This is a genomic window from Pseudooceanicola sp. DL12 (genome assembly GCF_056270665.1).
On sequence record NZ_CM149884.1, the window covers coordinates 498,642 to 520,541 of the forward strand.

The 21,900-nt window shown below is 65.0% G+C and carries 17 protein-coding genes; 4 read left to right on the forward strand and 13 right to left on the reverse strand.

What is annotated here, in order from left to right:
- Positions 1-293 precede the first annotated feature (293 nt).
- From AC0WR5_RS02350 to AC0WR5_RS02360, 3 genes are all read right to left on the reverse strand, one after another.
- Positions 294-1,265: an alpha/beta fold hydrolase gene (locus tag AC0WR5_RS02350; protein WP_475866571.1), complete on the reverse strand. Its 972-nt coding sequence runs from the start codon at positions 1,263-1,265 to the stop codon at positions 294-296.
- Complete coding sequence (locus AC0WR5_RS02355; RefSeq protein WP_475866573.1) at positions 1,262-2,278, reverse strand: cupin domain-containing protein; 1,017 nt, start codon at positions 2,276-2,278, stop codon at positions 1,262-1,264. Before AC0WR5_RS02355 ends, AC0WR5_RS02350 begins: the two co-directional genes overlap by 4 nt.
- A gap of 134 nt (positions 2,279-2,412) precedes the next feature.
- The gene (locus AC0WR5_RS02360) at positions 2,413-3,315 is read right to left on the reverse strand and encodes a LysR family transcriptional regulator (protein ID WP_475866574.1); all 903 of its coding nucleotides are present in this window, start codon (positions 3,313-3,315) and stop codon (positions 2,413-2,415) included.
- A 190-nt stretch (positions 3,316-3,505) separates the two neighbouring features.
- On the opposite strand from AC0WR5_RS02360, the gene AC0WR5_RS02365 reads away from it, so the two are divergent.
- The 3 genes from AC0WR5_RS02365 (at position 3,506) to AC0WR5_RS02375 (ending at position 9,416) form a co-directional block, all read left to right on the forward strand.
- Complete coding sequence (locus AC0WR5_RS02365) at positions 3,506-4,741, forward strand: metallophosphoesterase family protein (RefSeq protein WP_475866576.1); 1,236 nt, start codon at positions 3,506-3,508, stop codon at positions 4,739-4,741.
- Positions 4,741-8,172: an AAA family ATPase gene (locus AC0WR5_RS02370; protein WP_475866578.1), complete on the forward strand. Its 3,432-nt coding sequence runs from the start codon at positions 4,741-4,743 to the stop codon at positions 8,170-8,172. The genes AC0WR5_RS02365 and AC0WR5_RS02370 overlap by 1 nt, the downstream gene beginning before the upstream one ends.
- A gap of 98 nt (positions 8,173-8,270) precedes the next feature.
- Positions 8,271-9,416 carry a lytic murein transglycosylase gene (locus AC0WR5_RS02375; protein WP_475866579.1) on the forward strand — a complete coding sequence of 382 codons (1,146 nt, stop codon included), beginning with the start codon at positions 8,271-8,273 and terminating at the stop codon, positions 9,414-9,416.
- Here the strand turns inward: AC0WR5_RS02375 and AC0WR5_RS02380 are convergent.
- Together AC0WR5_RS02380 and AC0WR5_RS02385 are read right to left on the reverse strand one after the other, a co-directional pair.
- The gene (locus AC0WR5_RS02380) at positions 9,413-10,957 is read right to left on the reverse strand and encodes a GMC family oxidoreductase (protein WP_475866581.1); all 1,545 of its coding nucleotides are present in this window, start codon (positions 10,955-10,957) and stop codon (positions 9,413-9,415) included. The genes AC0WR5_RS02375 and AC0WR5_RS02380 overlap by 4 nt on opposite strands.
- A gap of 9 nt (positions 10,958-10,966) precedes the next feature.
- A complete protein-coding gene (locus tag AC0WR5_RS02385; protein WP_475866583.1) occupies positions 10,967-11,701 on the reverse strand; it encodes a FadR/GntR family transcriptional regulator in 735 nt (244 codons plus the stop codon).
- A gap of 376 nt (positions 11,702-12,077) precedes the next feature.
- Here AC0WR5_RS02385 and ppaT point away from each other — a divergent pair, with 376 nt between their 5' ends.
- On the forward strand, positions 12,078-13,262 hold the full coding sequence (gene ppaT, locus AC0WR5_RS02390) for a pyridoxamine--pyruvate transaminase (RefSeq protein WP_475866584.1): 1,185 nt from the start codon (positions 12,078-12,080) through the stop codon (positions 13,260-13,262).
- Between the two features lie 85 nt (positions 13,263-13,347).
- Here the strand turns inward: ppaT and AC0WR5_RS02395 are convergent, their stop codons facing one another.
- The 8 genes from AC0WR5_RS02395 to AC0WR5_RS02430 all read right to left on the reverse strand — a co-directional run bounded on the left by AC0WR5_RS02395 (position 13,348) and on the right by AC0WR5_RS02430 (position 21,819).
- Positions 13,348-14,382, reverse strand: a complete 1,035-nt coding sequence (locus AC0WR5_RS02395; protein WP_475866586.1) for a 2,5-dihydroxypyridine 5,6-dioxygenase NicX family protein — start codon at positions 14,380-14,382, stop codon at positions 13,348-13,350.
- Between the two features lie 30 nt (positions 14,383-14,412).
- A complete protein-coding gene (locus AC0WR5_RS02400; protein WP_475866588.1) occupies positions 14,413-14,931 on the reverse strand; it encodes a flavin reductase family protein in 519 nt (172 codons plus the stop codon).
- A 2-nt stretch (positions 14,932-14,933) separates the two neighbouring features.
- Positions 14,934-16,040, reverse strand: coding sequence for an AbrB family transcriptional regulator (locus tag AC0WR5_RS02405; protein WP_475866590.1), 1,107 nt, complete (start codon positions 16,038-16,040; stop codon positions 14,934-14,936).
- The gene (locus AC0WR5_RS02410; RefSeq protein ID WP_475866591.1) at positions 16,037-17,335 is read right to left on the reverse strand and encodes an amidase; all 1,299 of its coding nucleotides are present in this window, start codon (positions 17,333-17,335) and stop codon (positions 16,037-16,039) included. The genes AC0WR5_RS02405 and AC0WR5_RS02410 overlap by 4 nt, the downstream gene beginning before the upstream one ends.
- Positions 17,332-18,783 carry an amidase gene (locus AC0WR5_RS02415; RefSeq protein WP_475866593.1) on the reverse strand — a complete coding sequence of 484 codons (1,452 nt, stop codon included), beginning with the start codon at positions 18,781-18,783 and terminating at the stop codon, positions 17,332-17,334. Before AC0WR5_RS02415 ends, AC0WR5_RS02410 begins: the two co-directional genes overlap by 4 nt.
- Positions 18,784-18,787: 4 nt before the next feature.
- Positions 18,788-19,189: an ester cyclase gene (locus AC0WR5_RS02420; protein WP_475866595.1), complete on the reverse strand. Its 402-nt coding sequence runs from the start codon at positions 19,187-19,189 to the stop codon at positions 18,788-18,790.
- A gap of 83 nt (positions 19,190-19,272) precedes the next feature.
- Positions 19,273-20,766, reverse strand: a complete 1,494-nt coding sequence (locus tag AC0WR5_RS02425; protein WP_475866596.1) for a 4-hydroxyphenylacetate 3-hydroxylase N-terminal domain-containing protein — start codon at positions 20,764-20,766, stop codon at positions 19,273-19,275.
- A 579-nt stretch (positions 20,767-21,345) separates the two neighbouring features.
- Positions 21,346-21,819: a hypothetical protein gene (locus AC0WR5_RS02430; RefSeq protein ID WP_475866598.1), complete on the reverse strand. Its 474-nt coding sequence runs from the start codon at positions 21,817-21,819 to the stop codon at positions 21,346-21,348.
- Positions 21,820-21,900 lie beyond the last annotated feature (81 nt).

Consider the following 21,900-nt stretch of genomic DNA (forward strand, 5'->3'; position numbering starts at 1 on the left):
TCTAGCGGAGGCCTGGCTTCGCGAAAATTATGATTTCATTCAGCATTGGTTAGGCTGACCCTATGAATGTCCCGAGGCTGTAATCAGGGTAGTCATTTGGGATGCGAAGCTGCAACGGTGCGGCCGGGTGCCGGGGGTACGCATGACATTCCTGCCTGAAACGGCAGCAAAAAAATCAGGGCGCGTGGCCTATCGACCGCGCGCCCGTCATGATGGTTTTCGAATTCGAAGGAGGTGATGACCTCGTGAGGCTTTGCCGCGGTTGGATCTGGGCCAAACCCGTCCCGGTTCCGTCAGGTGCCGATCGTTAGGTCCAGGAAGTCGCGGATGGTTTTCCAGACCGGTGCTGTCCTCTGCACCGGGGCGGAGGTGTTAGGGGTATCTGCCTGACTGATCCAGCAGGTCATCTTGCGGGGCCCAGCATCGTCCATGTCGGTCCGGTTGAGAAAACCGTGGCCAAGGCCGGCAATGCAGATCAATTCGGCCCGGGCGCCGGCGGTGTTCAGCGCGTCGAACAGGAGGCTGCTTTGCGCAAAGGGGATCGCCGAGTCGAAATCGCCATGCAGGATCAGGAAGGGTGGTGCATCAGCGCGGGCCCGGGTGCTGGGATCGGCCCTTGCAACGACCTCCGGAACGCTGTCGACGGTGCCGCCGATAAAGAGGCATTCAAGGGCTTCGGGATCTGTCAAGGGGCGCGGCGGCGGCAAATGGGCGGACTCGGGGTCCGTGCCCGGCAGGGCGTCAGGATCTCGTTGCTCGTCGATCCGGGCAAAGTTGATCGGCCCATAGCCGTCGATCACCGCAGCAACGGCCGAGGACACATCTGGCCATTCGTCGGACAGGAATTCATCGGGTGCAAGGCTGGCGAGGCTCGCCAGGTGCCCGCCGGCGGAAGATCCCATCAGGGCAATGCGCTCCGGGTCCACGCCATAGTCAGGGGCATGGCTGCGCAGCCACCGGACGGCCGTCAGGGTGTCGATGACAGGTGCGGGAAAGATCGCTTCGCTGCTGAGGCGATAGTCGATCGAAACCATGACATAGCCACTCTCCGCGAAATGCCGCGACAGGTCGGGTGCCAGGCGCCGGTCTCCGAAGCGCCAGCCGCCCCCGTGCAGGAAGATGACGGCCGGGTGAGGGCCGGGGCCAGCGGGCAGGTAGACATCTGCCAGGCGGTCCCGCCCTCCGACCTTCGAGAAGACCTGATCAGCCATGAGGCGCACGCCGGGGCGCACGACCGGCAGTTCCGCTGTCTCCGCTGAACTCATGCCCCGGCCTCGCCGGGCTTGCCGAGCGGCACGATGTCGAGCTGGTCGAGCTTGGCCAGAACGCGGTCAAAGCGGAACGCCGGTGGGTTCTGCGGATAGACCGTCATGTCGGTTGGATCACCGAGGGTATAGAAGAACTCCTCGAAGACGCCGGGTACGAGCCAGCCGATGATCTTGGTGTAGGGTTCCAGAAACTGGAAGGCATGCGGCGTGCCCCGGGGTACGAAAAGGAAATCGCCCGGTCCGAGTTCGAGGGTTTCGTCTCCGGCCTTCATGCGAATGCGCCCGGCACCGCAAAAGAAGGTCTCGTCGTGCTTGAGGTGCTTGTGCGGCGGAATCATCGGTCCCTCCGGTCCCTCTGTCAGCAGGGTGAGGAAGCGGTTGTCCGTCTGTGCGTTTGCACCCGAGAAGGTGAAAAGCTGATCGGCGACCACCAGATGCGTGCCGCATCCGGCCTCGAGCACATAAGGAACGGGTGCCTCGGGCATGTCTTGCAGAGGAGCACGCACCTCTGCATCCTCTGGAAGGGCGCCCAGAACCTCGGTGTCGCATCCATCGACTGTCAAAGCCATCAGGTCCGTCCATGTGCCGGGATCCTGCTCGGGCTGCACGTAGCCTTCGTAAGGGGTGCCAAGGGTCGGGGCGAGTGCGCAGGCCTCGGCGCCGGTGTGAAAGAACATCGCCCGGTTGCGCAGGCGCGTCATCCTCAGACCGTAAGGCGTTCCGGGCGGCACGGAGGCATAGTCGCCCCCGGTCATCCGCCAGCAGGCGCCTTCCATGTACAGTTCGACCTCACCTTCCAGAACCTGCAGGGCCATGTGGCTGTCCGCATGCCGGATCATCGGCAGCCCGGCGTCGCGGCCGCCCGTGAGCATGGACAGGCCAAAGTTTCCGCTGGTTTCCGCCCCGGTGGCGTACGTGGACACGACCATGCCGCCCAGCAGGTGGCGAGGGCCCATCGCGGCGCGGATACCGTAGGGGGCAGGTGCACCTGGCAATTCATTGAAACGCATATTTTCTCTTCCAGTCTTGGCCGAATGGCCGTTTCAGGGAGCACTATCGTCCAGATGCTGAAGATGCGGAAATTGATTGTTCCCGGACATGTCAATCAGTTTGGTGAATGTTTGATCCAAGTTGGCTTCGGCATTCATGAGGGGCTCAGGCCGAGGACAAGGTCACGGAGCCAACGAATTCCTGCATCGCCATCCGCATGTCGCCCCCATTGCAGCACTAGCTGGTTTTCCGGGATGTCGAAGGGCAGCGGGCGTACTTTCAGTGGCAGAACCTCTGAAAACTGAAGCGCCGTCTGTCGCGGCAGGGTGCCGAGGCGCTCGGTGCCCAGGATATGCCAGGGAACGGCGGAATGCCCTGAGACGGTGATGCTGCCGCTGAGGGGCCCATGCACCTGTTCGATCAGGATGCGGTCGACAGGTGTCTTGCGGTCCGGCCCGAGTTCGAGAAGGACATGATCAGCCGCAATATAGGTGTCAGCATCCATCGGGGAACGGGCGATGGCGGCCTCTTTCCAGCAGATCACGACAAAGGGTTCGGTGCTGAGCGTCGCCTTCGGATGTTCCCTGCTTGCGTATTGCAGCGGAATTGCCAGAAGGTCGATCTCCGCCCGGTCGAGCTGTGCCTGGGGATTGCTGCCGAGAGGGCGTATGGCCAGCTCAAGCTTGGGTGCCAGTTCGGCAACCTTCCGACCGACCTCTGCCAGAAAGCCGAGCGACATGGCCTCCGCTGCCATGATGGTGATCCGCCGATCCTGGGCCGAAGGGTCAAATTCGTCCCGGGTCAGCAGGCGCGCGTCGATCCGGCGCAGGATGTCGCTCACTTCGCCATGCAGGAGGCGCCCGCGATCGGTGCGCACCATTTGGCGGCCGACGCGCACCAGAAGATCATCCTGGAAATGCTCGCGAAGTCGGGCCAGGGCATTGCTGGTGGCCGCCTGGCTGAGGTTGAGGCGCCGTGCAGCGCCCGTAACACTGCTCTCGTCGAGCAGGGCCTCGAGCGCGACAAGGAGGTTCAGATCGAGACGGCGAAAGCGCATTGGAGGCTCCGGAGAGACGGCTGGGAGACGGATCGCCCCATGCTGCACCCTGTGCTGGGGCGGTGCAATGCGGCGAGCGTCCGCAGGAGAGGCGCGAAATGCGAAGGTTGCCTTGGCGACGTCCGGAAAATTTGCCTTTCCCCCCGCAAAGCGTGCAGAACAAGGCAGGGCAAATCGAACGGGAACGCGCGTGATCAAGATCCTGCATACGGCTGATGTACACCTCGATTCTCCGCTTCGGTCCCTTGCGGCACGCGATCCGGACCTGCATGCGGTCGTCGAGGTTGCGACCCGTGCGGCGCTCCGGCGGATCGTGGATGTCGCGCTGGAGGAAGAGGTTGCCGCGGTGCTGATCGCAGGGGATCTGTTCGACGGTGCCGAGCGCAGCGCCCGGACGGGCGCCTATCTGACTGCAGAGCTGGATCGCCTGAACTTGGAGGGGATCCGCGTGTTTTACATTCGCGGAAACCATGATGCCGAAAACCCGGTCTCCGGTCAGGTCGAGATGCCGTCCAACGTCCATGTCTTTGACGGTCGCGGTGGCAAGGTCCAGCTTCGGGACGGTGTCTGGATCCATGGTGTCAGTTTCTCGGGCCGTCACGCCAGCGAGAGCCTTCTGCCCCGGTTTTCCGCGCCGGAACCCGGTGCGACCAACATCGCGATGTTGCATACCTCGCTCGCAGGCGCGGCGGGGCACGACGTCTATGCGCCGTGCTCCGTGGCCCAGCTTGCAGAGATGGGCTTTGACTATTGGGCTCTGGGTCACATTCACCGGCGGCAGGTGCATTCCGATGCGCCATGGATCGTCATGCCCGGTATGCCACAGGGGCGCGATATCGGCGAGGCGGGGGCCAAATCGGCCTCGCTCCTCATGCTGTCGGAGGGGACGATCTCGGTGCAGGAAGTGCCAACGGCCTCGGTGGAGTTCTCGGTCGCGACACTCGACGTAACTCCGCTCGAAACGGATGACGCGATCCGGCGCGCGGTCCGTGAGCATTTCCGCGACCTGTCCGACGGGTTGCAGGCGCCCGTCGGCGTGCTGCGCCTGACCTTGATCGGCACGCCCGCGCGCCATTGGCAGATCCTGAGAGATCGTGCCCTCTGGTCTGAACAGATTGCGACCATCGCGCGAGAAATGGGCAACCTGTGGCTCGACAAGCTGGTTCTTGATCTCGCTGCCCCGAAGGAGAGCGAACAGGGCTCTGGTGCTGTCGAGGAATTGGCGGAGATCATGCAGAAAATTCGCCATGAGCCTGGTTACGAAGCAGAGGCCATGGCCGATATGGAAGCGGTTCTGGCCGACCTTCCACCAGGCCTTCGCGCCGAACTCATGCCGTATGAAGGGCAGGCTCGGATGCTCGCCGAGGCGCTTGCCGAAGCCGGTGCTGAACGCATGCTGGCGCGGATGAAAGGGGCGAAAAACTGATGCGTCTCCGCGAACTTGATCTTCATCGTTTCGGCCGTTTCACCGACCGCCATTTCGATTTCGGGGTTGCAGGTACCACACCGGATTTTCACATCGTCTACGGACGGAACGAAGCGGGCAAGACGACAACGATGGAGGCGGTGCTTCGCCTCTTCTATGGGTTCCGCCATCAGGAGCCCTATGCCTTCAAGCACCAGCGCAGCAATCTGCGTGTCTCGGGGCTGCTCGAATTCGATGATACCTCGCGCCGGCTGACCCGCCTTCCTACGCGCAATGGCTCACTGGTCGATGATGCGGGCATGGCTGTGCCGGAGGCCGCTCTTGCCGGTCATCTTGCCGGACTGTCGGAGGAAGATTATCGCAATTTGCTTTGCCTCGACGATGACACAATCGAACGCGGAGGCGAGGAAATTGCCCACGCCGGCGGCGATCTGGGCCGGTTGCTGTTTTCTGCCGCCGCGGGTGTTACCGATCTGACCAGTGTGCTGGACGTCGCCCGGTCAGAGGCCGATGCGCTCTGGCGGAAACGTGCAAGCAAAACACGCATGGCCGAGCTGAAGCGTGACCTGGCGCAGGTCGATCGCGAAATTCGCGAGCTTGACGTCTCTGCGAGTGCCTGGCGCAGCCTGCGCAAGTCCTTAAATGATGCCCGAGAGCGGGAAGCGGAAGCCCGGAGTGCCCTGACGGAACTGCGGACGCGCATGGCCATTATCGGTGCCCGACAAAGGGCTTTGCCAGTTCTGACCGAGATCGAAACTCTTGATGCTGAAATCGCTCCTTTTGACTCCTTTCCGGACCGCCTGGATTTCGACCCGGAAACACTGGTGCCGCTGCTTGCCGAGGAAACGACACTGCGCGACCGGCAAGAGAGCCTGTCCGCCAAGATCGCCGAGCAGGAAGAGCTGCTGAAGGCCATCACCCCGGCGCAGTCCCATCTCGATCTGGCGGAGCACCTAGCGGCCCTGGAAGACCTGCACAGCCGCAACGTCACCGCGGGCCTGGACCTCGACCGGCGGCGCGGACGCATGGCTGAGGCTTCCACACTCATGCGCCGTGCGGCGGATGACCTCGGAGTGTCTTCGTCGAAGGATGTTGCAACGCTGGTTCTCTCGCCGGCACAGTTGTCACAACTGGAGGAGGCCCGCGAAATGCTACGGCGGGCCGAAGGAGATGTCCGCGCATCGCAGCAGGATCTTTCCGAGCTTGATGGGAGGCTGCAGGAACGCGGCTCGGACGAGACCTGCGCGGCTCCTGCCGGCTCTTCGGTGGCGACAGTCCTTGCACGTCACGACGTCGATCGTCTTGCCCCGGCGCATGCCCGCGCCAGACAGTCGATCGAGCATGCGGAAAGCGATTTCGCTGTGGCACTCGAGGCGTTGGCGCGCGGCACCCGACAGTTCGCGACCTTGCCGGTGTGCCCGCAAACCACGGATCAGGCACGGGCTCTGAACGCAGAGCACGAGAACCTCGCTCTCCGGCTTTCGGAAAATGAACGTCTGCTCGCGAAACATCGAGAGGAGCTTGCGGTACGCAGGGCTGAGGCCGAAACGCTTGCCGAGGCAAGCGGCATCGTGCCGGACAGTGAAGCGGCCGAGCTGAAGGCAAGTCGCGATGCCCTGTGGCGGGATCATCTCGAGCAGCTTTCCGAGAGCACTGCCGTCCGTTTTGGCGAGGCAATGCATCGGCATGACCGCGTTTCAGATACGCGGCTCGCTCAGGCTGCAGAGCTGGGACGCCTGCGGCAGGTCGAGCTGGCCCGCGCCGAGGCCGAGGCGCGTCTGAAGGTTGCCGAGCGGGAGGTCGAAGACCTCGGGAAGGCCCTTGCCGAGTGCCGCGCGACGGTCGACGGGCATGCCGCCTTCCTTGGTCTTCCGGTGCCGTTTCCGCCCAAGGCGTGGTGCGACTGGCTCGTACTGGCCGAGACCGCACAGCAACGCGAACGGGAACTGACCCGCGTGCGGGAGCAGAACCGCCTCACGCTCTTGCAGGCAGATGCCCTGCTGGCAGAGCTTGCCCCGGTCATGGACCTGCAATTCTCCCAGTTCGATGCCGCGCTCAAGCGCGCGCGCGAGTTTGCGGAACAGGAGCAGCAGGCTGCCCTGCAAAAGGAGAATGCACGCCGGGCCAGGGAGGCCCTGGAACAGGAACAGAAGCGCCGGCAGGCGCGGCTCGATCAGCTCCGGCAGGCCGAAACGTCCTTGCGAGAGGGGTGGAGAGCCCTCGTTGCGGAGTTCTTGCCAGATGTTGCTCCGGCCACGCTGCTGGCGTCGCTAGCCCCCTTGCGCGACCTGCGCGAGCAACATGGTCACTGGGCCGAAGCGGCACGGCGCGTCACCGCCATGGAGGCGGATCAGGCGCAATTTGGCAGGCTGGTTAACGAGCTTGCACGCGCGCATGGGGGCGAGGTTTCAGGTAATCCGGCAGATGTCTTTGCCGCACTTCAATCTCTGGCGCGCAAGGCCGACGCGGCGCGCCTGCGGTCCGAGGAGATCAGACGGGGCCTTGCAGACATGCAGGCTCGGCAGCAGTCGGTGGGCAATCGCCTGAAGGAGATAGCGTCCGAGGTCCGCGTCATGGCCAACCTCTTGCCGGGAAGTGCAGATGATGGCGGGCAGGGTATAGAGGCGCTGCGGCAGCGCTCGCGCAGGGCGCAGGCTGTGATCGCCGCACGGTCGAGCCGTGCCGATCTGGTGCGTAGCGTGCTGGCGGACCTGGCGGTGAGTGATCTTGCTGCTGCGCGAAGCCTCCTCGACGGTGCGGATCCGGCCACGCTCACTGCCGAGGCTCAGACTTTGTCGGAGGAGGTCGAACGGGCGGAGGGGGATCTGACCCGTGCCACCGAGGCACGGGTCTCTGCCGCTCAGGCCCTGAGCCAGGTGACCGGGGATGCAGATATTGCGCTGTTGTCGCAAAAGAAAACAACGCTTGAGCTGGAAATGCGCGAGGCAGCCCTCGAGCATCTCGAACTCTCTCTTGGCCTGAAACTGGCCGAGGCTGCAATCCGTCGGTATCGCGACAGTCACCGCAGCGACATGATGCAGGCGACCGAACGCAGTTTCACCATGCTGACGCAGGGCGCCTATACTGGGCTGACCAGCCAGCCAGAGGGGGAGGGCGAAGTGTTGCTGGCGCTGGATGCCTCCGGCGCGGCAAAGCGGGCCTCGGAAATGTCGAAGGGCACGCGGTTCCAGCTCTATCTGGCGCTGCGGGCCGCCGCACATGAACAGCTGGTGACGCAAGGAACGCGGCTGCCCTTCTTCTGCGATGATATCTTCGAGACTTTTGACGAGGAGCGTACCTCGGCGGCCTGCCGTGTGATGGAGCAGATCGGCCGCACCGGGCAGGCGATCTATCTCACCCACCATCGGCACGTCGTTGAAATCGCACAACGGGTCTGTGACGTGCCCCCGACGGTGCATGAAATAAGCTGAGCGTACGGCAGGGGGCCGCCGCCGGCCCGAGAGGCGCATTGCGCTGTCACGAAGTTGCATTACTCTGGGTGGCAAACCGAAAACGGGGAGGCAGCAGAATGGCAGTGATCAACCGACGAATCTTTACATTGGGCGCGGGTGCGCTCTGGCTCGGAGCCTGCAGCGGTGCAGCCACGACGCCGGGGCGTCCGGCTGGCAGCTCGGGGCTGCCGAATGACCTGAAACCGGTAGCGAATCCCCGCTACGATGCCTGGGTGCTGTCCTTCCGCGACCGCGCGGCAGGTCAGGGTATTTCGCAATCCACGCTGAACGCAGCCTTCCGCTCTTCCGGGTATCTGCCCGGCGTGGTGACTCGCGACCGCAACCAGCCGGAAAGCTCGCGCACCCTGGAAGATTACCTGTCCATCGCGGCCTCCGACGAGCGTGTCTCGAAGGGGCGGGCCGCCTTTGCCCGCCACCGTGGGACGCTGCGGGACCTCGAGAACCACTACGGCGTCGATGCCGAGATCATTGCGGCGATCTGGGGATTGGAGAGCTTCTTCGGTGAACGACGGGGCGAGGTGCCCGTGGTCTCTGCCACCTCCACGCTGGCATATGACGGCCGGCGTGGCAGCTTCTTCGAGAAGCAGCTCGTGGCGGCGTTGAAGATCCTTCAGAGCGGCGACGTTACGCCGGGCGGAATGACGGGCAGCTGGGCTGGTGCCATGGGACACACCCAGTTCATTCCGACGTCCTACCTGGCCTTCGCCGTCGACTATACCGGGGACGGCCGTCGCGACATCTGGTCGTCAGACCCGACGGATGCACTTGCCTCGACCGCGGCCTACCTGTCCCGAAGCGGCTGGACCCGTGGTGTGAAATGGGGCGGAGAGGTGGGCAATGGCGCTCCCTCCGGTACCATCATCCAGCCCCAGGCCTGGGGGCCGCAATTCGCGGTTACCGGCAATTTCCGTGCCATCAAGCGCTACAACAATTCGGATCTTTACGCGATCGGCGTCGGGCACCTGGCGGACCGTATCGCCGGCGCCGGGCCGCTCAAGGGCAATTTTCCCCCGGATGCCAACGGGATGACCAAGGATGACCGGATCGCCCTTCAAAAGCGCCTTACCGCCCGTGGCTATGACACGGGCGGTGCGGATGGCGTGATCGGCAGGAAGACCGAAGAGGCGATCCGTGCGTATCAGGCAGCGAATGGACAGACGCCCAGCGGGCAGCCGTCGCTCGCGCTGTTGCGCAGCCTCTAGGCTGCAGTGGCGGCCTCGGCGCCGCCAAAGCCATCGGCGAAGCTTTCGGCGATCGCCATGACGGCCGCGTGCACAGGGCCGCAGGTGATAGCCGGGATGACCGAGCTGTCGACGATCCAGAGGTTGTCGACACCGTTCATCTTGAGGTCGGCGTCCGTGATCGCGCCCTCGTCGGCCCCCATGCGGCAGGTGGCCACGGGATGATGGTGCGTGATCACGCAGCGGGCGATGAAATCGTCCATGTCGGCCTCGCTGGAAACATCTGGGCCCGGCAGGACCTCCTCGGCGATCCAGCCGGACAGAGCGTCGCTGCGGCCGATGGCGCGCGCGCGCTCGAGCGCGACGCGGAACATCCGGCGGTCATGGTCGGTCTGCAGGTATTTCGGATCGATCACCGGCCGGTCCGAGATCCCGGGGCCGGTGATGTGCAGTGCGCCGCGGCTGGTGGGGTGGGTCACGCCGAAGAGGAAGGTGAAGGCCTCGCCCGGCTCGGGGGTGTTCAGCCCCTCCGCCGCACTGGGACCCACCACGCAGCCCACGACGATGTCCGGCTTGCCCGTGGTTTGGGTCGGGTCCGCAGCCTGGTAACTCAACGATTCCGACAGTTGCAGCTGCGACGGCGCCACCGGGCGCGAAGAGCGGTAGACATTGCCGGCGCCCAGCAGGTGGTCGTGCAGGTTGCGGCCCATTTCGGGGCGCGACAGGCGGCATTCCACGCCGGCGGCCTTCAGGATTTCAGGATCGCCGAAACCGGACCGCATCAGCAGCAGCGGGCTGCCGATCGCGCCGAGCGACAGGATCACCCGGTCAGCCAGCATTTTCTGGTCCTGTCCGTTGCGCGTCACCTCGGCCCCGGCGATCCGGGTGCCTTCGACGACAAGGCGGTGCACCACCGTATTGTCACAAAGCGTAAGGTTGGGCCGTGACAGCACCTCGTGGGTCAGCCAGGCATCGGCCACGCTGACGCGCTTGCCGCCACGGATCATCAGCGAGTTCGGCGCCGTGCCAATAACCTCGCGGCCATTGTGGTCGCGCAGGCGCGGCATGCGGAGCTCGGTCCAGCCGCGGATGTAATCCTTGACCAGCGGATGGCTCTGCGCGTCGGGCAGCAGAACGGGCATCGGGCCACTGCCGCCGTGCAGGTCGTCTGCACCGGTGGAGCAGGCCTCTGTCATGCGAAAGAAGGGCAGCAGCCCTTCATAGGACCATCGGGTAGAGCCGGTCAGCCGAGCCCATTCATCGTAATCTTGCGGATGGCCGCGCACGTGGGCCATGGCATGCAGGTTGCTCGATCCGCCGAGCGCCTTGCCGCGGGCCCAGTGATGCCTGCGTCCCGCGGTGCCGGGCTGGGGTTCGGTCACGAAGTCCCAGTCGTAGTCGCGGCCCTGGATGAAGGGCCACATGGCGGGCTTTGCGATATCCGGGTCCGTCGGCGTGGTGCCGGCCTCTACCATGGTCACGTTGCAGGTCGGGTCCTGCGAAAGGCGGGCGGCGAGGATGCATCCGGCAGAGCCGGCGCCGAGGATCAGAATATCGGTCATGTCACTTCTTCATGCTGCGTCTGTGGATCTGGAGCCCAACCGCCCGGTCAGCTTGCGCTGGGTCCGTTCGAGGTGGTCGTACATTGCCTGTTCGGCGCGGTCGGGATTTCGCTCGGCAATCGCCTCGGCGATCTTGCTGTGTTCGGAGTCGCGTTCTCGCACGCGTTCGCCGGTCGTATTGCTGTCGCTGTCACTGTCCGTGAACCGCAGGCGGGCGTCGTTCTGAACGCGGTGCAGCAGGATGTGCAGCTCGGAGGCGAGCGAGTTCCTGGACCCCGCAGCCACGGCCCGGTGAAATTCCTGGTCGGCCTGGCTGGGCGACATGCCCGCCGGAGAGCTGGAGGTCTGCAGGATGCGCGCAATCTCGTCCGGAGAGGCGCGCAGGGCGGCGAGGCGGGCCAGCGAGGGCTCGATCATCAGGCGCATTTCCATGACTTCCAGCGGATTGGTCGACTGCACAAGCCGCGCGCTGGGCGACGCCTTGTCGCTCGAGGCGCGCCTGCCGCTCTTGGCAGGCTCCAGTTCGCCCGAGCTGCGCAGGACCTTCAATGCCTTGCGCAGCGTGTGACGTGACACGTCGAGCTGTTCCGAGAGCGTGCGCTCCGGCGGGATCTGCGGGCTTTCCGACAGCAGCTGCCGCAGATGCGTCAGAACGGCATCCAGCTTGTTGTCGTGTCCGCGTCCCGTGGCTTGCTCTGCTGCGGAACCCGTCCCGGCATCCGGTGCATGCTCTTGATCACTCATTCCTACCTCGTCTCTCCCTGCGCTGGCAGTCCGCCGCCCGCGCTTCGGTCGGCTCTTGCATGGCGGGCCCGCGCCGGCGGATCATCCGGTCGGTTTGCGGTCGATGCCCGGGGCTTCCGCTCATGCATGGTCCGGGGCTTCGGTTGCGACGTCCCGGGCCTTCTGCCTCAAGTTTCAGTTGAGTCTGAGAGATATGACATTTTGATGCAACCAAAAAGTCAAAATTGGTGACATATTGGTTGCGACACCGGTTGGGCTGTGGTTGGCTTTGGTCAATGCTCGGGGCGTGCTCGCCTTCGCGTGCACAGGGATATGCCCCGCAGGGCCCCCACTGGCACCGGGCCGAACCACGATCAGATCCAACAGGACTAGACAGATGAAAGACAGCATCGCCGCCGTCGAGGCTCCCGCCCTTTTCACGCTGACCACCGGACCGGTGAACTGCTATCCCGAGGTGCTCTCGGCGATCGGCAAGCCGGTGCTCTACGACTACGACCCCGCCTTCCAGGCGCACTACGAGGCCGTTGTCGGCAAGTTGCAGAAGGCCCTGCGCATCTCCACCGTGCCGGTGATCCTGCAGGGAGAGCCGGTGCTCGGGCTCGAGGCGGCAGCGCATTCTGTTGTGGCGCCCAGCGATACGGTCCTGAACCTTGCGTCCGGCGTCTACGGCGCCGGATACGGGGAATGGCTGAAACCCCGCGCGGGCAGCTTCCACGAGATCCGCGTGGATTACGACAGCGTAATCGATCCCGAGACCGTGCGCAGCTTCCTGGCGGATCATCCTGAAACCGCGGTCGTGGCCGTGTGCCATCACGATACGCCCTCGGGCACGATCAATCCCATCGCAGAGATCGGCGCGGTGGTCCGGGCGCATGGCGCGCTCTTCGTCGTGGATGCGGTGTCGTCCTGGGCGGGTATCGGTATCGATATCGAGGCAATCGGGGCCGATCTTCTGGTCACCGGGCCGAACAAGTGCCTGGGGTGTCCGCCGGCGCTGTCGATCCTCGCCGTGTCCGACCGTGCCTGGGCGAAAATGGAGGCAAATTCTGCCGCGCCCCGCGCGTCGATCCTGTCGATCCTCGATTGGAAGAATGCCTGGAAGGCCGGCGAGCCCTTCCCCTTCACGCCCTCTGTGGCCGAGATAAATGCCCTGGATGCCGGGCTCGACCGATACCTTTCCGAAACGCCCGAGGCCGTCTGGGCGCGTCATGCGAAAACGGCAGAGGCCATGCGGGCGGGTGTGCTTGCCATGGGACTGGAGCTCTGGGCCGCGCAAGAGCGCTTTGCCTCGCCTACCTGCACGGCCGTCAAACTGCCGGAAGGGGTCGATGAGACCCTGCTGCGTGATCGCATGAAACAGGACTACGGGGTCGTGATTTCCTCGGGCAAGTCCGAGACATTCAACAAGCTGGTACGCATCGGGCACATGGGGCCCACGGCCTATCCGCTCTATACGGTTCTTGCGCTGACGGCCCTGGGCGGGGCGATGAGCAGCTTGACGGGCAGGACCTTCGACATCGGCGCCGGCGTGACGGCCGCGAACAGGGTGATCCAGGGCTGAACAGCCCCCCTTGCGCAAGGCGCCCCGGACAGGAACGGGCGGCCCGACGGGGCCGCCCCTTTTCTCTCCGGAGGCCGTGCCACCTTCACTCATGCACGATCTTTCCGTCCCGGGTCATCGGCATGCCATCCAGCGACAGCGAGCAGCCGCGCAGCGGGATGTCCAGGTGGCAGGGCGTGTCGCGGCTGCCGCCGGCCTCGGTGTTCGGGCCGGTCGAGAACAGGAAGTTCCCCTCGAAACAGCGCGCATCCATGAAGAGCGCGGCCTCGCGGTCATAGAGGCCCATCGTGGTCCAGTGCGCGCGCGGATCGAGGCCCCAGCCCACATGCGCCATGGCATAGGCGTCGGGATCATCGAAACTGTCCATGAAAGCGCGGATGTACTCCGCCGTCACGCCGCCTTCGACCTTTTTCACCCAGCCCTTCTCGATGGTCAGCGTGACCTTCTCGGTGGCGTAGCGCTTGAAGGGCAAAAGGATGTCGCCCTCGTCGATGACGATGGTGCCCTCGCAGCTGCCTTCATCGGGCCAGCGGGCAATCATGCAGCTCGGCCAGTGGTCCCAGCGGCCGGGTTCGTCGGCCAGGCCGTATTGCATCAGCACCGGGTACTGCCCCAGGGCGCAGCGGAAATCGGTTCCGGCCGCCGAGGTGACGGTCATCTCGCGGGCAGGTTCCATGAAGGCATTCGCGGCATGGACCCGGGCCTTGAAGTCCTGCGTCGGCATCATGCGCATCATCGTTTCCGGCGGCTCGACGGCCAGCAGCATCTTGGCACCCTTCTTCAGGATTTCCTCCTGCTCGGGCGAAAACAGCAGCTGCATGGTGTCGATGATCATGTCGGCGCCTTCCAGCGCCTTCATCGCGACGGTGTTGAAGGCCAGGGGCGTCTTGCCGACATAGCCAGACTTGTCGCGCGACAGGGCCTTCTCGCCGTTGATCGGCGGCATCGAGATGACGGTCAGCACGCCCCCGATCAGGCCCGTGGCGATGCGGGCGCAGTTGACGATCTGGGGATTGCTGTCATCCGAGGTCAGGATGGCGACCTGGTCGCCGGCCTTGACCTGGCATTGTTCCAGCACGTCCTTCCACGCGAGGATGAAGTCCGCGTCACTGATGGCCATGGTTCTCTTGCTCCTTTTCAGGGAAATCGGTCACTTTCGGGCGCCCAGCTGGTGAAAGCCCCGGTTGTAATGCAGCAGCGGCCTGCGGTCGGGATCGACGGCGACCTCCTCGACCCGGCCGATGAAGATCGAATGGCTGCCTGCGACCACGGACTCTTCGAGGGTGCAGGCGATATGGGCGAGGGCGAAAGCATAGGCCGGCGCGCCGACGCGCGTTTCGATCCATTCAAAGCTTTCGAACTGGTCCGCGCCGGTCCGTCCCGTCATCCCGGCAAAGCTCGCCGCGACGTCCTGCGAGGCGTCGCAGAGGATATTGACGCAGAAGTGGCCAGCGTCCTCGATCGCGGCGTGGCTCTCGCCGTTGCGGTTGACGCAAACCAGCACGGTCGGCGGTTCCATCGTGACCGAGGAAAACGCCGTTGCCGTCAGCCCGCGTCGCGCGCTGCCCCGGCCTGCGGTGATCACGGTGACGCCAGAGGCGAAATGGCGCATCGCCGTCTTCAGGCCGTCTACGGTTTCCGGTCGGGGAAAGATCATGGGCATGGTCATGCTCATCTCCTGGAGGACAAGGGGGAGGAGGCCGCGCCGTTCCAGATCGGCAGCCGGCCAAGGCGGTCGACGATCAGGGGGCCGAAGAGGACGACGGTGAACATCCGCACCGTCTGGAAGGCCAGTACGGCGGCCACGTTGGCATTGGTGGAAATCGCCACGAGGGCAACGGTCTCGATGCTGCCCGGTGCGGTGGCCAGCAACGCGGTCTTGAGGTCGAGGTCGGTCGCGGTCGAAAGCATCACGCCGAAGATGGCGCTGATGCCGATCAGGGCCATGGTCGAGAGCAGAACTGCCGGCACCAGTCGCATCACCTTGCCCAGCACGTCGCGGGTGAACTTCAGACCAACCTCGAGGCCGATAACGCCGAAGGTGACGAAGAGGATCGTAGCGGGCATCGCCAGGTGCATGAAGCCGCCGGCCTCGATCACCGCGCCGATGATCATCGGGATGAGCATGCCGGCGGCGGGCACCATCCTCAGGCGGGCCGCCAGAAGTGAGCTCGCCGCGATGGCGAGGGCCACGACAGAGGAGAAGGGCGTGACCTCGCGCATGATGACCTCCTGTCCCGGGGTCGAGGGCAGCAGGCTGGCCAGTATCGAGACGGAGACGATCACGCCGGCAAGGCGGACGTATTGCATCAGCGCCACAACCCGGGCATCTGCGCCACGCTCGGTGGCGATGACCACCATGGCGCCGGACATGCCGGGCAGGCTGCCATAGATCGCCACGTCACGGTCGATGCCGGTTCGTCTGTTCATCGCCCATCCGATGGCAAAGGCCGCGGCCAGGGTCAGGACCGTCATCAGCAGCAGAAGCGGCCAGTCCCGGATCATGTCGACGAGGATGGCAGGGGTCATGGCCGTGGCGATGAAGACCCCGGCACAGCCCTGGGCGAGTATGTAGATCGGGCGCGGCACGCGCAGCGGGCTGCCGCCGGCGCCAAAGGCGATCCCGGCGATCATGGCGCCCAGCAGCGGGGCTGCCGGAAAATGGATGACGGTGAGAACCAGTGCCAGGGCCGCCGCCGTGCCCAGCATCGCCGCCCATTGCAGGGCGCCCCGCACGCCTTCGGTGCGGGTCAGGTCAAGGCGCGGCGCGGCGGTCATGCAAGGCCTTTCGGAGCGTCCAGCTGTGCCTCGATCCAGGCTGCCGCGGCAAGCGTCTCGGCATCCTGTCCGACGCGACCGATGACCTGCACGCCCACGGGCAGGCCGCCTGTCATGATCGCCGGCACCGAGAGCGCCGGCATGTGCAGCAGGGTCCAGGGCGTGTTGAACTCGGGCGAGCCGGTGCTGGCCAGCCCCTCAGGTGCGGTGCCGGGGGCGGCTGGAGCCAGCAGGACGTCGACATCCTCCATCGCCGCGGCGAGGGCGCGGCGTATTCCGGGCAGGGCACGCAGGGCGGCGTCGTATTCCTCGACGGTGACCTTTGCCTTTTCGGCAAGGAAGTCCTGCGTGACCGGTGTCAGCCTGTTGCCCAGGATCAGCCTTTCGTGCGACAGCGCGCGAGAGACCTCCCAGCCCATGACTGCGGCATGAAGCGCATGGGTGCTGATGAAGTCCTCCGGCGGGGTGATCTCGGTAATGCGGGCACCGGCCGCGGTCAGCCGCGCGATGGCGTGCTCAAGCGCGGCTTCGGTCGTTGCATCTGCCGCATCAAAGGGCGGCGTCCGGAAGAAGCCGATCCGTGGCGCGGCGTCGGGTTGGCCGTTCAGTGCCAGGTTCGGGCGGCCGCCCAGTACCGAGGCAATAAGGGCGGCATCGCCAACGGTCCGGGTGATCAGGCCAAGCGTGTCCAGCGAATGCGCCAGCACCTTCACCTCGGCAGGTTCGAGCAGCCCGAAACTCGGCTTGTAGCCGACCACACCGCAAAAGGACGCGGGTCGGATGATGGAGCCGGCGGTCTGGGTGCCGAAGCCCATCAGGGCCATGCCGGCGGCCACTGCGGCGCAGGAGCCGGAGGAGGAGCCGCCGGGGGTATGTGCCGGGTTCCAGGGGTTGCGGGTCTTGCCGGGGCTGGCCATGGCGAATTCGGTCGAGACCGTCTTGCCCATGATCATGCCGCCCGCAAGCTTGGTTTGCGTCACGCAGGGGGCGTCCCAGACGGGTTGTGCCGCGCCATATGCGGCAGAGCCGTATCCGGTGGGCATGTCGCAGGTGTCGATGACATCCTTGATGCCGACGGGCAGCCCTGCCAACGGCCCGGTGTCGCCTGCCGCGTCGCGGGCATCGGCAGCCGCACGGACCATGGCGGGATCGTGAAACACATAGGCACCGACCGTTGGCTCCTTCTCGGCGATGCGCTCGAGATAGGCCTCGGTCACGGCGCGATGGCTCAGGGCGCCGGCGCGGACCTCTGCGGTCAGTGTGCAGGCGTCGAGGGAGAGGATGTCTTTGGTCATGCGGCGATCTCTGTCAGGCTGGGGCGGCGATGCGCCCAGGGGGCTGCGCGTTCGATCTGGCCGGCAAGCGAGAACAGCAGGTTGTCCTGCCCGAAGCCGGCGCCGAAATGCACCCCGATGGGCAATCCGCCTTCAGACAGCCCGAAGGGCAGGTTCATCGCAGGGCATCCGGAGGAATTGAACACGCAGGTAAAGGGGCTATGGCTCCAGAACCGGTCATAAAAGGCATCGAGATCGGTCGGGCTATTGCCACTCGCACTCGACATCTCGCCGATCCGGGGCGGCAGTTCGCCACTGCCGGGGGTTAGCAAGATATCGTAGCGGGCAAAGAACCGGCCCATGTCGCGGGACGTGCGGTGCAGCTGGTTGACCGAGGCCAGATAGTCCATTCCGGTCAGGCCCATACCCTCGCGGATCCAGGCCTCGTTGACCGGCTCCAGTTCGGCCGCCGGATCGGTCAGGCCAAGGGCGGCGCCACGGGCGCGCACGGCGGTTGCGACGTTGACGCCGGGAATTACCCGCCACGCGGTCTTGAGTGCATGGGCGTCGTAGCCGGCATTGTCGATCTCCTCGACGTGATGGCCGAGGCTTTCCACCAGGCGCGCGGCTTCGACACAGCGGGCGCGGATCTCCGGATCGACCTTCGTGCCCAGGGGGGAATTCAGCGTCATGCCGATGCGCAGCGGTGCGGGATCACGCGCGACCGAGGCGAGGAAGCTCTCGGTCTGCGCGGGTGCCGCCCACGGATCGCCCAGATCTGCACCGGAGGTCACGTCGAGCAACGCGGCGCTGTCCCTCACGGAACGTGTCAGGGCATGGGGCGTGGACATGCCGGCAATCCCCTCGGCCACCACAGGGCCGAGGGGATTGCGCATGCGGCTTGGCTTGAAGCCGAAAAGGCCGGTGTGGCTGGCGGGCAGGCGGGTGGAACCGGCGCCGTCGGAGGAATTCGCAAAGGGCACGAGGCCCGCGGCCACGGCAGCGGCAGAGCCGCCCGAAGAGCCACCCGGGCCGTGCTCGAGGTTCCAGGGGTTGCGTGTCGGGCCGTATTCGCGCGGCTCGGTGGCGAAGCTCAGCGCGAATTCGGGGGTGTTGGACTTGCCCAGCATGACCAGCCCGGCGCGACGGTACCGGGCTGCAATGGTGCTGTCTGCCGTATCGGTCACGCCCTTGAACAGCCGGCAGCCGGTGGCAAGCTCCATGCCGGCCACGGCGATGCCGGTGTTCTTGATCAGAAAGGGCACGCCGGTAAAGGGGCCCTCGGGCAGGCCGCGTTCGATGTCCGCCTCGGCCAGGTCGAAATGACGATGCACGATTGTATTGAGCGCGGGCTCGTGCCGGGTGATGCGGTCCATGGCGGTCTCGAAGACCTCGGCCGGCGTCACCTCCCTGCGGCGTACAAGGTCGGCAAGGCCCGTGGCGTCCAGCGTATCGTATTCTGTAATCATGATGTCAGCCGATCTGGGCGAGAAACGCGCCCTTGTCCCAGTAGTCGCGCGTGCCTTCGATCCGGTCTCCGCGGATCTTGAACAGGTGCAACCCGTCGAGCGCGATGTGGCGCGCGGGGGCAGGGGGCTCGCCCTCTCTCCCGCGCGGCGTGAAGGTACCCGTCATGCGGTAATCGACGGCAAGCCAGTCGGCGGACCGGATCGTGCGCCCGGTTTCAAAGGTCACGTCGGGCAGCATCCGGAACAGCCCGGCCAGGCCGCTGGCCAGGTCTTCGGTGCCGTCGCGGCGGCTGCTCATCGCAATTTCCTCGTGCCAGCCATCGGCGTGATAGAGGGCCGCGGCGGCGGTGGCGTCGTGACCATTGTAGGCGGCGTAGAACGCCTCCAGGAGCGGGTGATCCAGCATGTCGGGAAAATGTCCGGGCGTCGGGTATTGAAAGGCAGGGTGGGCCCGTGCCGCCGGCGGGGCGGCACGGGCAAAGGACCTGGTTACCAGTCCATTCCGGCGATGGTCTTGACCTGATCGACGAAGGCCTCGCGCTTGACCTCGTCGAAGAGACGGGCGCGCAGGCGCGGCGCGGGCGAGGAGTTGACGTTCTCGAAGAGGGCCACGCGGCCGGCGAGCGAGCCGCTGGTCATGTCCCAGATGAAGTTCATCAGCAGTTCCTTCTGCATGGCGGAAACGCCATGGCCCGGCAGCAGGTCGTTCAGGTAATGGCCGATGTCGGGGTTCTCGAAGGCATCCTTGCCGAAGCGCATGACAAGGCCCTGGCCGCACATTTCCTGCAGGGTGTGGATGATGCGGGGGTATTCCTCGATCGAGTAGAGGCGCCCGGCCGTCAGCATGGACACATCCGGGGTCATCACGCCCGAGGGCAGCGTCGTCGCCTTGGCCTCGGCCGCGACGACGAAGGCGCGCAGGGTCTGGGCATACTGGATCAGCTCGCCCAACATCTGCTGCACGGCGGGGATCTTGCCTGTGCCCAGGACGTCCAGCACCATGTGGCCGGCGCCGACGAAAAGCTCGGCCTTGACGGCCATGCGGGTCAGGACGTGCCAGTGGGCAAACACCGTGACGCGGCCATACCAGGACATGCCGTCCGGGTCGCCGAGGTTGAAGATCTTTTCCTTGGGGACAAAGACGTTGTCGAAGATGATGAACTGGTCGGCCTCTTCGCCCATGGACGACACCGGGTGGTCGAACTTGTCACTGCCCGGCTGGCTGACCATCTCGCGCGAGATCATCTTGATGCCGTTGGCGTTGATCGGCACGGCACCCCAGACGCAGGCCTCGGGCGGGGTGGTGGTTAGGCCGCCGAGGTTGGTGAAGAAGATGTCGTTGGCCTGGGCGGCGATCGAGCCCACAGTCTTGGCGCCGGAGACGTAGATGCCGTCCTTCTCCGCCTTGGTCACCCGGAGAAAGGCCATTTCGGCGGCCTTGGGGTTCGAGCGGTCGGTCTGCGGGCCGGCAAGGCTCTCGGAGGCGGTCAGGTTGTTGTTGCGGCCGAAATCCATGTAGGCTTCGATGTTTTCGGCGAAATCCGGATCGCAGCCGTCGATCATGGATTTCTTTTCCTTGAAGACATCCTGGTAGGCCATCAGGCCCGCCACGATGGCAGGCGACAGGTCCGGCGGACGGCCGAAGGTGCCGGCGGTCTTCAGGCTGGTGTACTCGATCATCTTGCGGCGATCAGAGAGTTCCTGCGGGGTCTTGGGCAGCTGCCAGGCGCGGCTGACCACCTCTCCGCTGGCGGGATCGGTATATGTGGTGGCCTCGGCGAACTCGGGCTTGAACTGGTCGTCGAACATCTCGGCGATCAGCTCGACACCTGCGGCAAGGGCCGGCTCGTCGGTGACCTTGTCGAGCTTCTTGCCGCCGATCCAGATCTGGCGACCATCGTCGAGAGAGGCCTTGAACTCGGCGCCTGTCTTCAGGCGATGTGCCGGTTTCACGGCGTCCGGCGTGGTTTCTTGCACAGTCATTGGGGTCTCCTGAAACTTCCCTGTCGGTGGAGCGAAGGCGCGGCTCCGCGCGCTCTTCTTCTCGGTATGCAGCCCGCAAGCGGGGCGCAACCTGGTACGAGTCGAGGCTATGGTTGCCGACCGTATTATTGCAACCAAAAAGAATGGTTGTGGTTGGATTCTGTTTCTCAAGGCCTGAAATTTGCGCGCTGCACAGATGTGACGGGTGCTCAACATTCCTTAATTGCGGAAAAAGTGTAGATAAAACGCAATTTGGACGGGTGATCGCACAAAGTCAGGGCGTTTTCCGGTTTTGTGCGCAAGAAGTGCATGTTCAACCATTTAAACGGTTGAGATGTGTTGACGGACCATTTGGGCTGGATATGGTTTGACTCGCAGCGATTGGTTGAAGCCCCCTCGACCATTGCAAATCACAAAGGACACCCCGCGGACAACGCGGGCGGCAGGAGGCTGCCGTCCGTGCGCGGGAGAGGTGCGAACGGAGAAGACCATGCGGCCCTGCCCCCTGCCATCCCAAAGCAAAACCCCGACCGAATGGGCCGGGGTTGCGGGGCGTTTCGAGGGGCGGATCGCGGGGGGTCAGAAGGCCGTGCAGGCCGTCTTCTCGACCGCGTCCGGCACCGAATCTGCCGGTTCGGTATCGCAGCGGTATTGCATCGGCATCTCGTCGGTGCCCGCCAGGCGTTTCAGCGGCATCTCGAAACGGGTGTCCCAGCTGTGCCCTTCGGCCCCGCACCAGACCCGTTCGACCGGCATCTGGTCCTGCACGGGGTTCAGCAGGAAGACCTCTCCGGTTTCGGGGTTGGACCAGAACGTCGAGGAAAGCGTGACGCCGAAGGCGGCCGTGCCGATCTCGAAGGAATACCAATGCGCCAGCTTCACCTCGCAGGTCAGCGGCACCGTGCCGGTGTTCTCGACCTCGAAGGGCAGCTCGACCAGCCCCTCGGTGCCACGTTTCGGTGCCGGTGCATGGGCCTCCTGCGACAGGGCCGGGGTGGCAAGGGCAAGGGCGGCGCAAAGGGCCAGGGCGGAACGGATGGGGAGTGCGGACACGGCAAGCCTCGTCTGAATGCGGAAAGAAATGCGGGCATCGCCGGTTGGGCGGGGGCCGCAAGCTCGAGAAACGAAAACCAA

Coding starts and splice junctions, on each gene's coding strand:
- AC0WR5_RS02350 (WP_475866571.1), bottom strand. CDS start 1,265: ATGAGTTCAGCGGAGACAGCGGAACTGCCGGTCGTGCGCCCCGGCGTG.
- AC0WR5_RS02355 (WP_475866573.1), bottom strand. CDS start 2,278: ATGCGTTTCAATGAATTGCCAGGTGCACCTGCCCCCTACGGTATCCGC.
- AC0WR5_RS02360 (WP_475866574.1), bottom strand. CDS start 3,315: ATGCGCTTTCGCCGTCTCGATCTGAACCTCCTTGTCGCGCTCGAGGCC.
- AC0WR5_RS02370 (WP_475866578.1), top strand. CDS start 4,741: ATGCGTCTCCGCGAACTTGATCTTCATCGTTTCGGCCGTTTCACCGAC.
- AC0WR5_RS02375 (WP_475866579.1), top strand. CDS start 8,271: ATGGCAGTGATCAACCGACGAATCTTTACATTGGGCGCGGGTGCGCTC.
- AC0WR5_RS02380 (WP_475866581.1), bottom strand. CDS start 10,957: ATGACCGATATTCTGATCCTCGGCGCCGGCTCTGCCGGATGCATCCTC.
- AC0WR5_RS02385 (WP_475866583.1), bottom strand. CDS start 11,701: ATGAGTGATCAAGAGCATGCACCGGATGCCGGGACGGGTTCCGCAGCA.
- ppaT (WP_475866584.1), top strand. CDS start 12,078: ATGAAAGACAGCATCGCCGCCGTCGAGGCTCCCGCCCTTTTCACGCTG.
- AC0WR5_RS02395 (WP_475866586.1), bottom strand. CDS start 14,382: ATGGCCATCAGTGACGCGGACTTCATCCTCGCGTGGAAGGACGTGCTG.
- AC0WR5_RS02400 (WP_475866588.1), bottom strand. CDS start 14,931: ATGACCATGCCCATGATCTTTCCCCGACCGGAAACCGTAGACGGCCTG.
- AC0WR5_RS02405 (WP_475866590.1), bottom strand. CDS start 16,040: ATGACCGCCGCGCCGCGCCTTGACCTGACCCGCACCGAAGGCGTGCGG.
- AC0WR5_RS02410 (WP_475866591.1), bottom strand. CDS start 17,335: ATGACCAAAGACATCCTCTCCCTCGACGCCTGCACACTGACCGCAGAG.
- AC0WR5_RS02415 (WP_475866593.1), bottom strand. CDS start 18,783: ATGATTACAGAATACGATACGCTGGACGCCACGGGCCTTGCCGACCTT.
- AC0WR5_RS02420 (WP_475866595.1), bottom strand. CDS start 19,189: ATGCTGGATCACCCGCTCCTGGAGGCGTTCTACGCCGCCTACAATGGT.
- AC0WR5_RS02425 (WP_475866596.1), bottom strand. CDS start 20,766: ATGACTGTGCAAGAAACCACGCCGGACGCCGTGAAACCGGCACATCGC.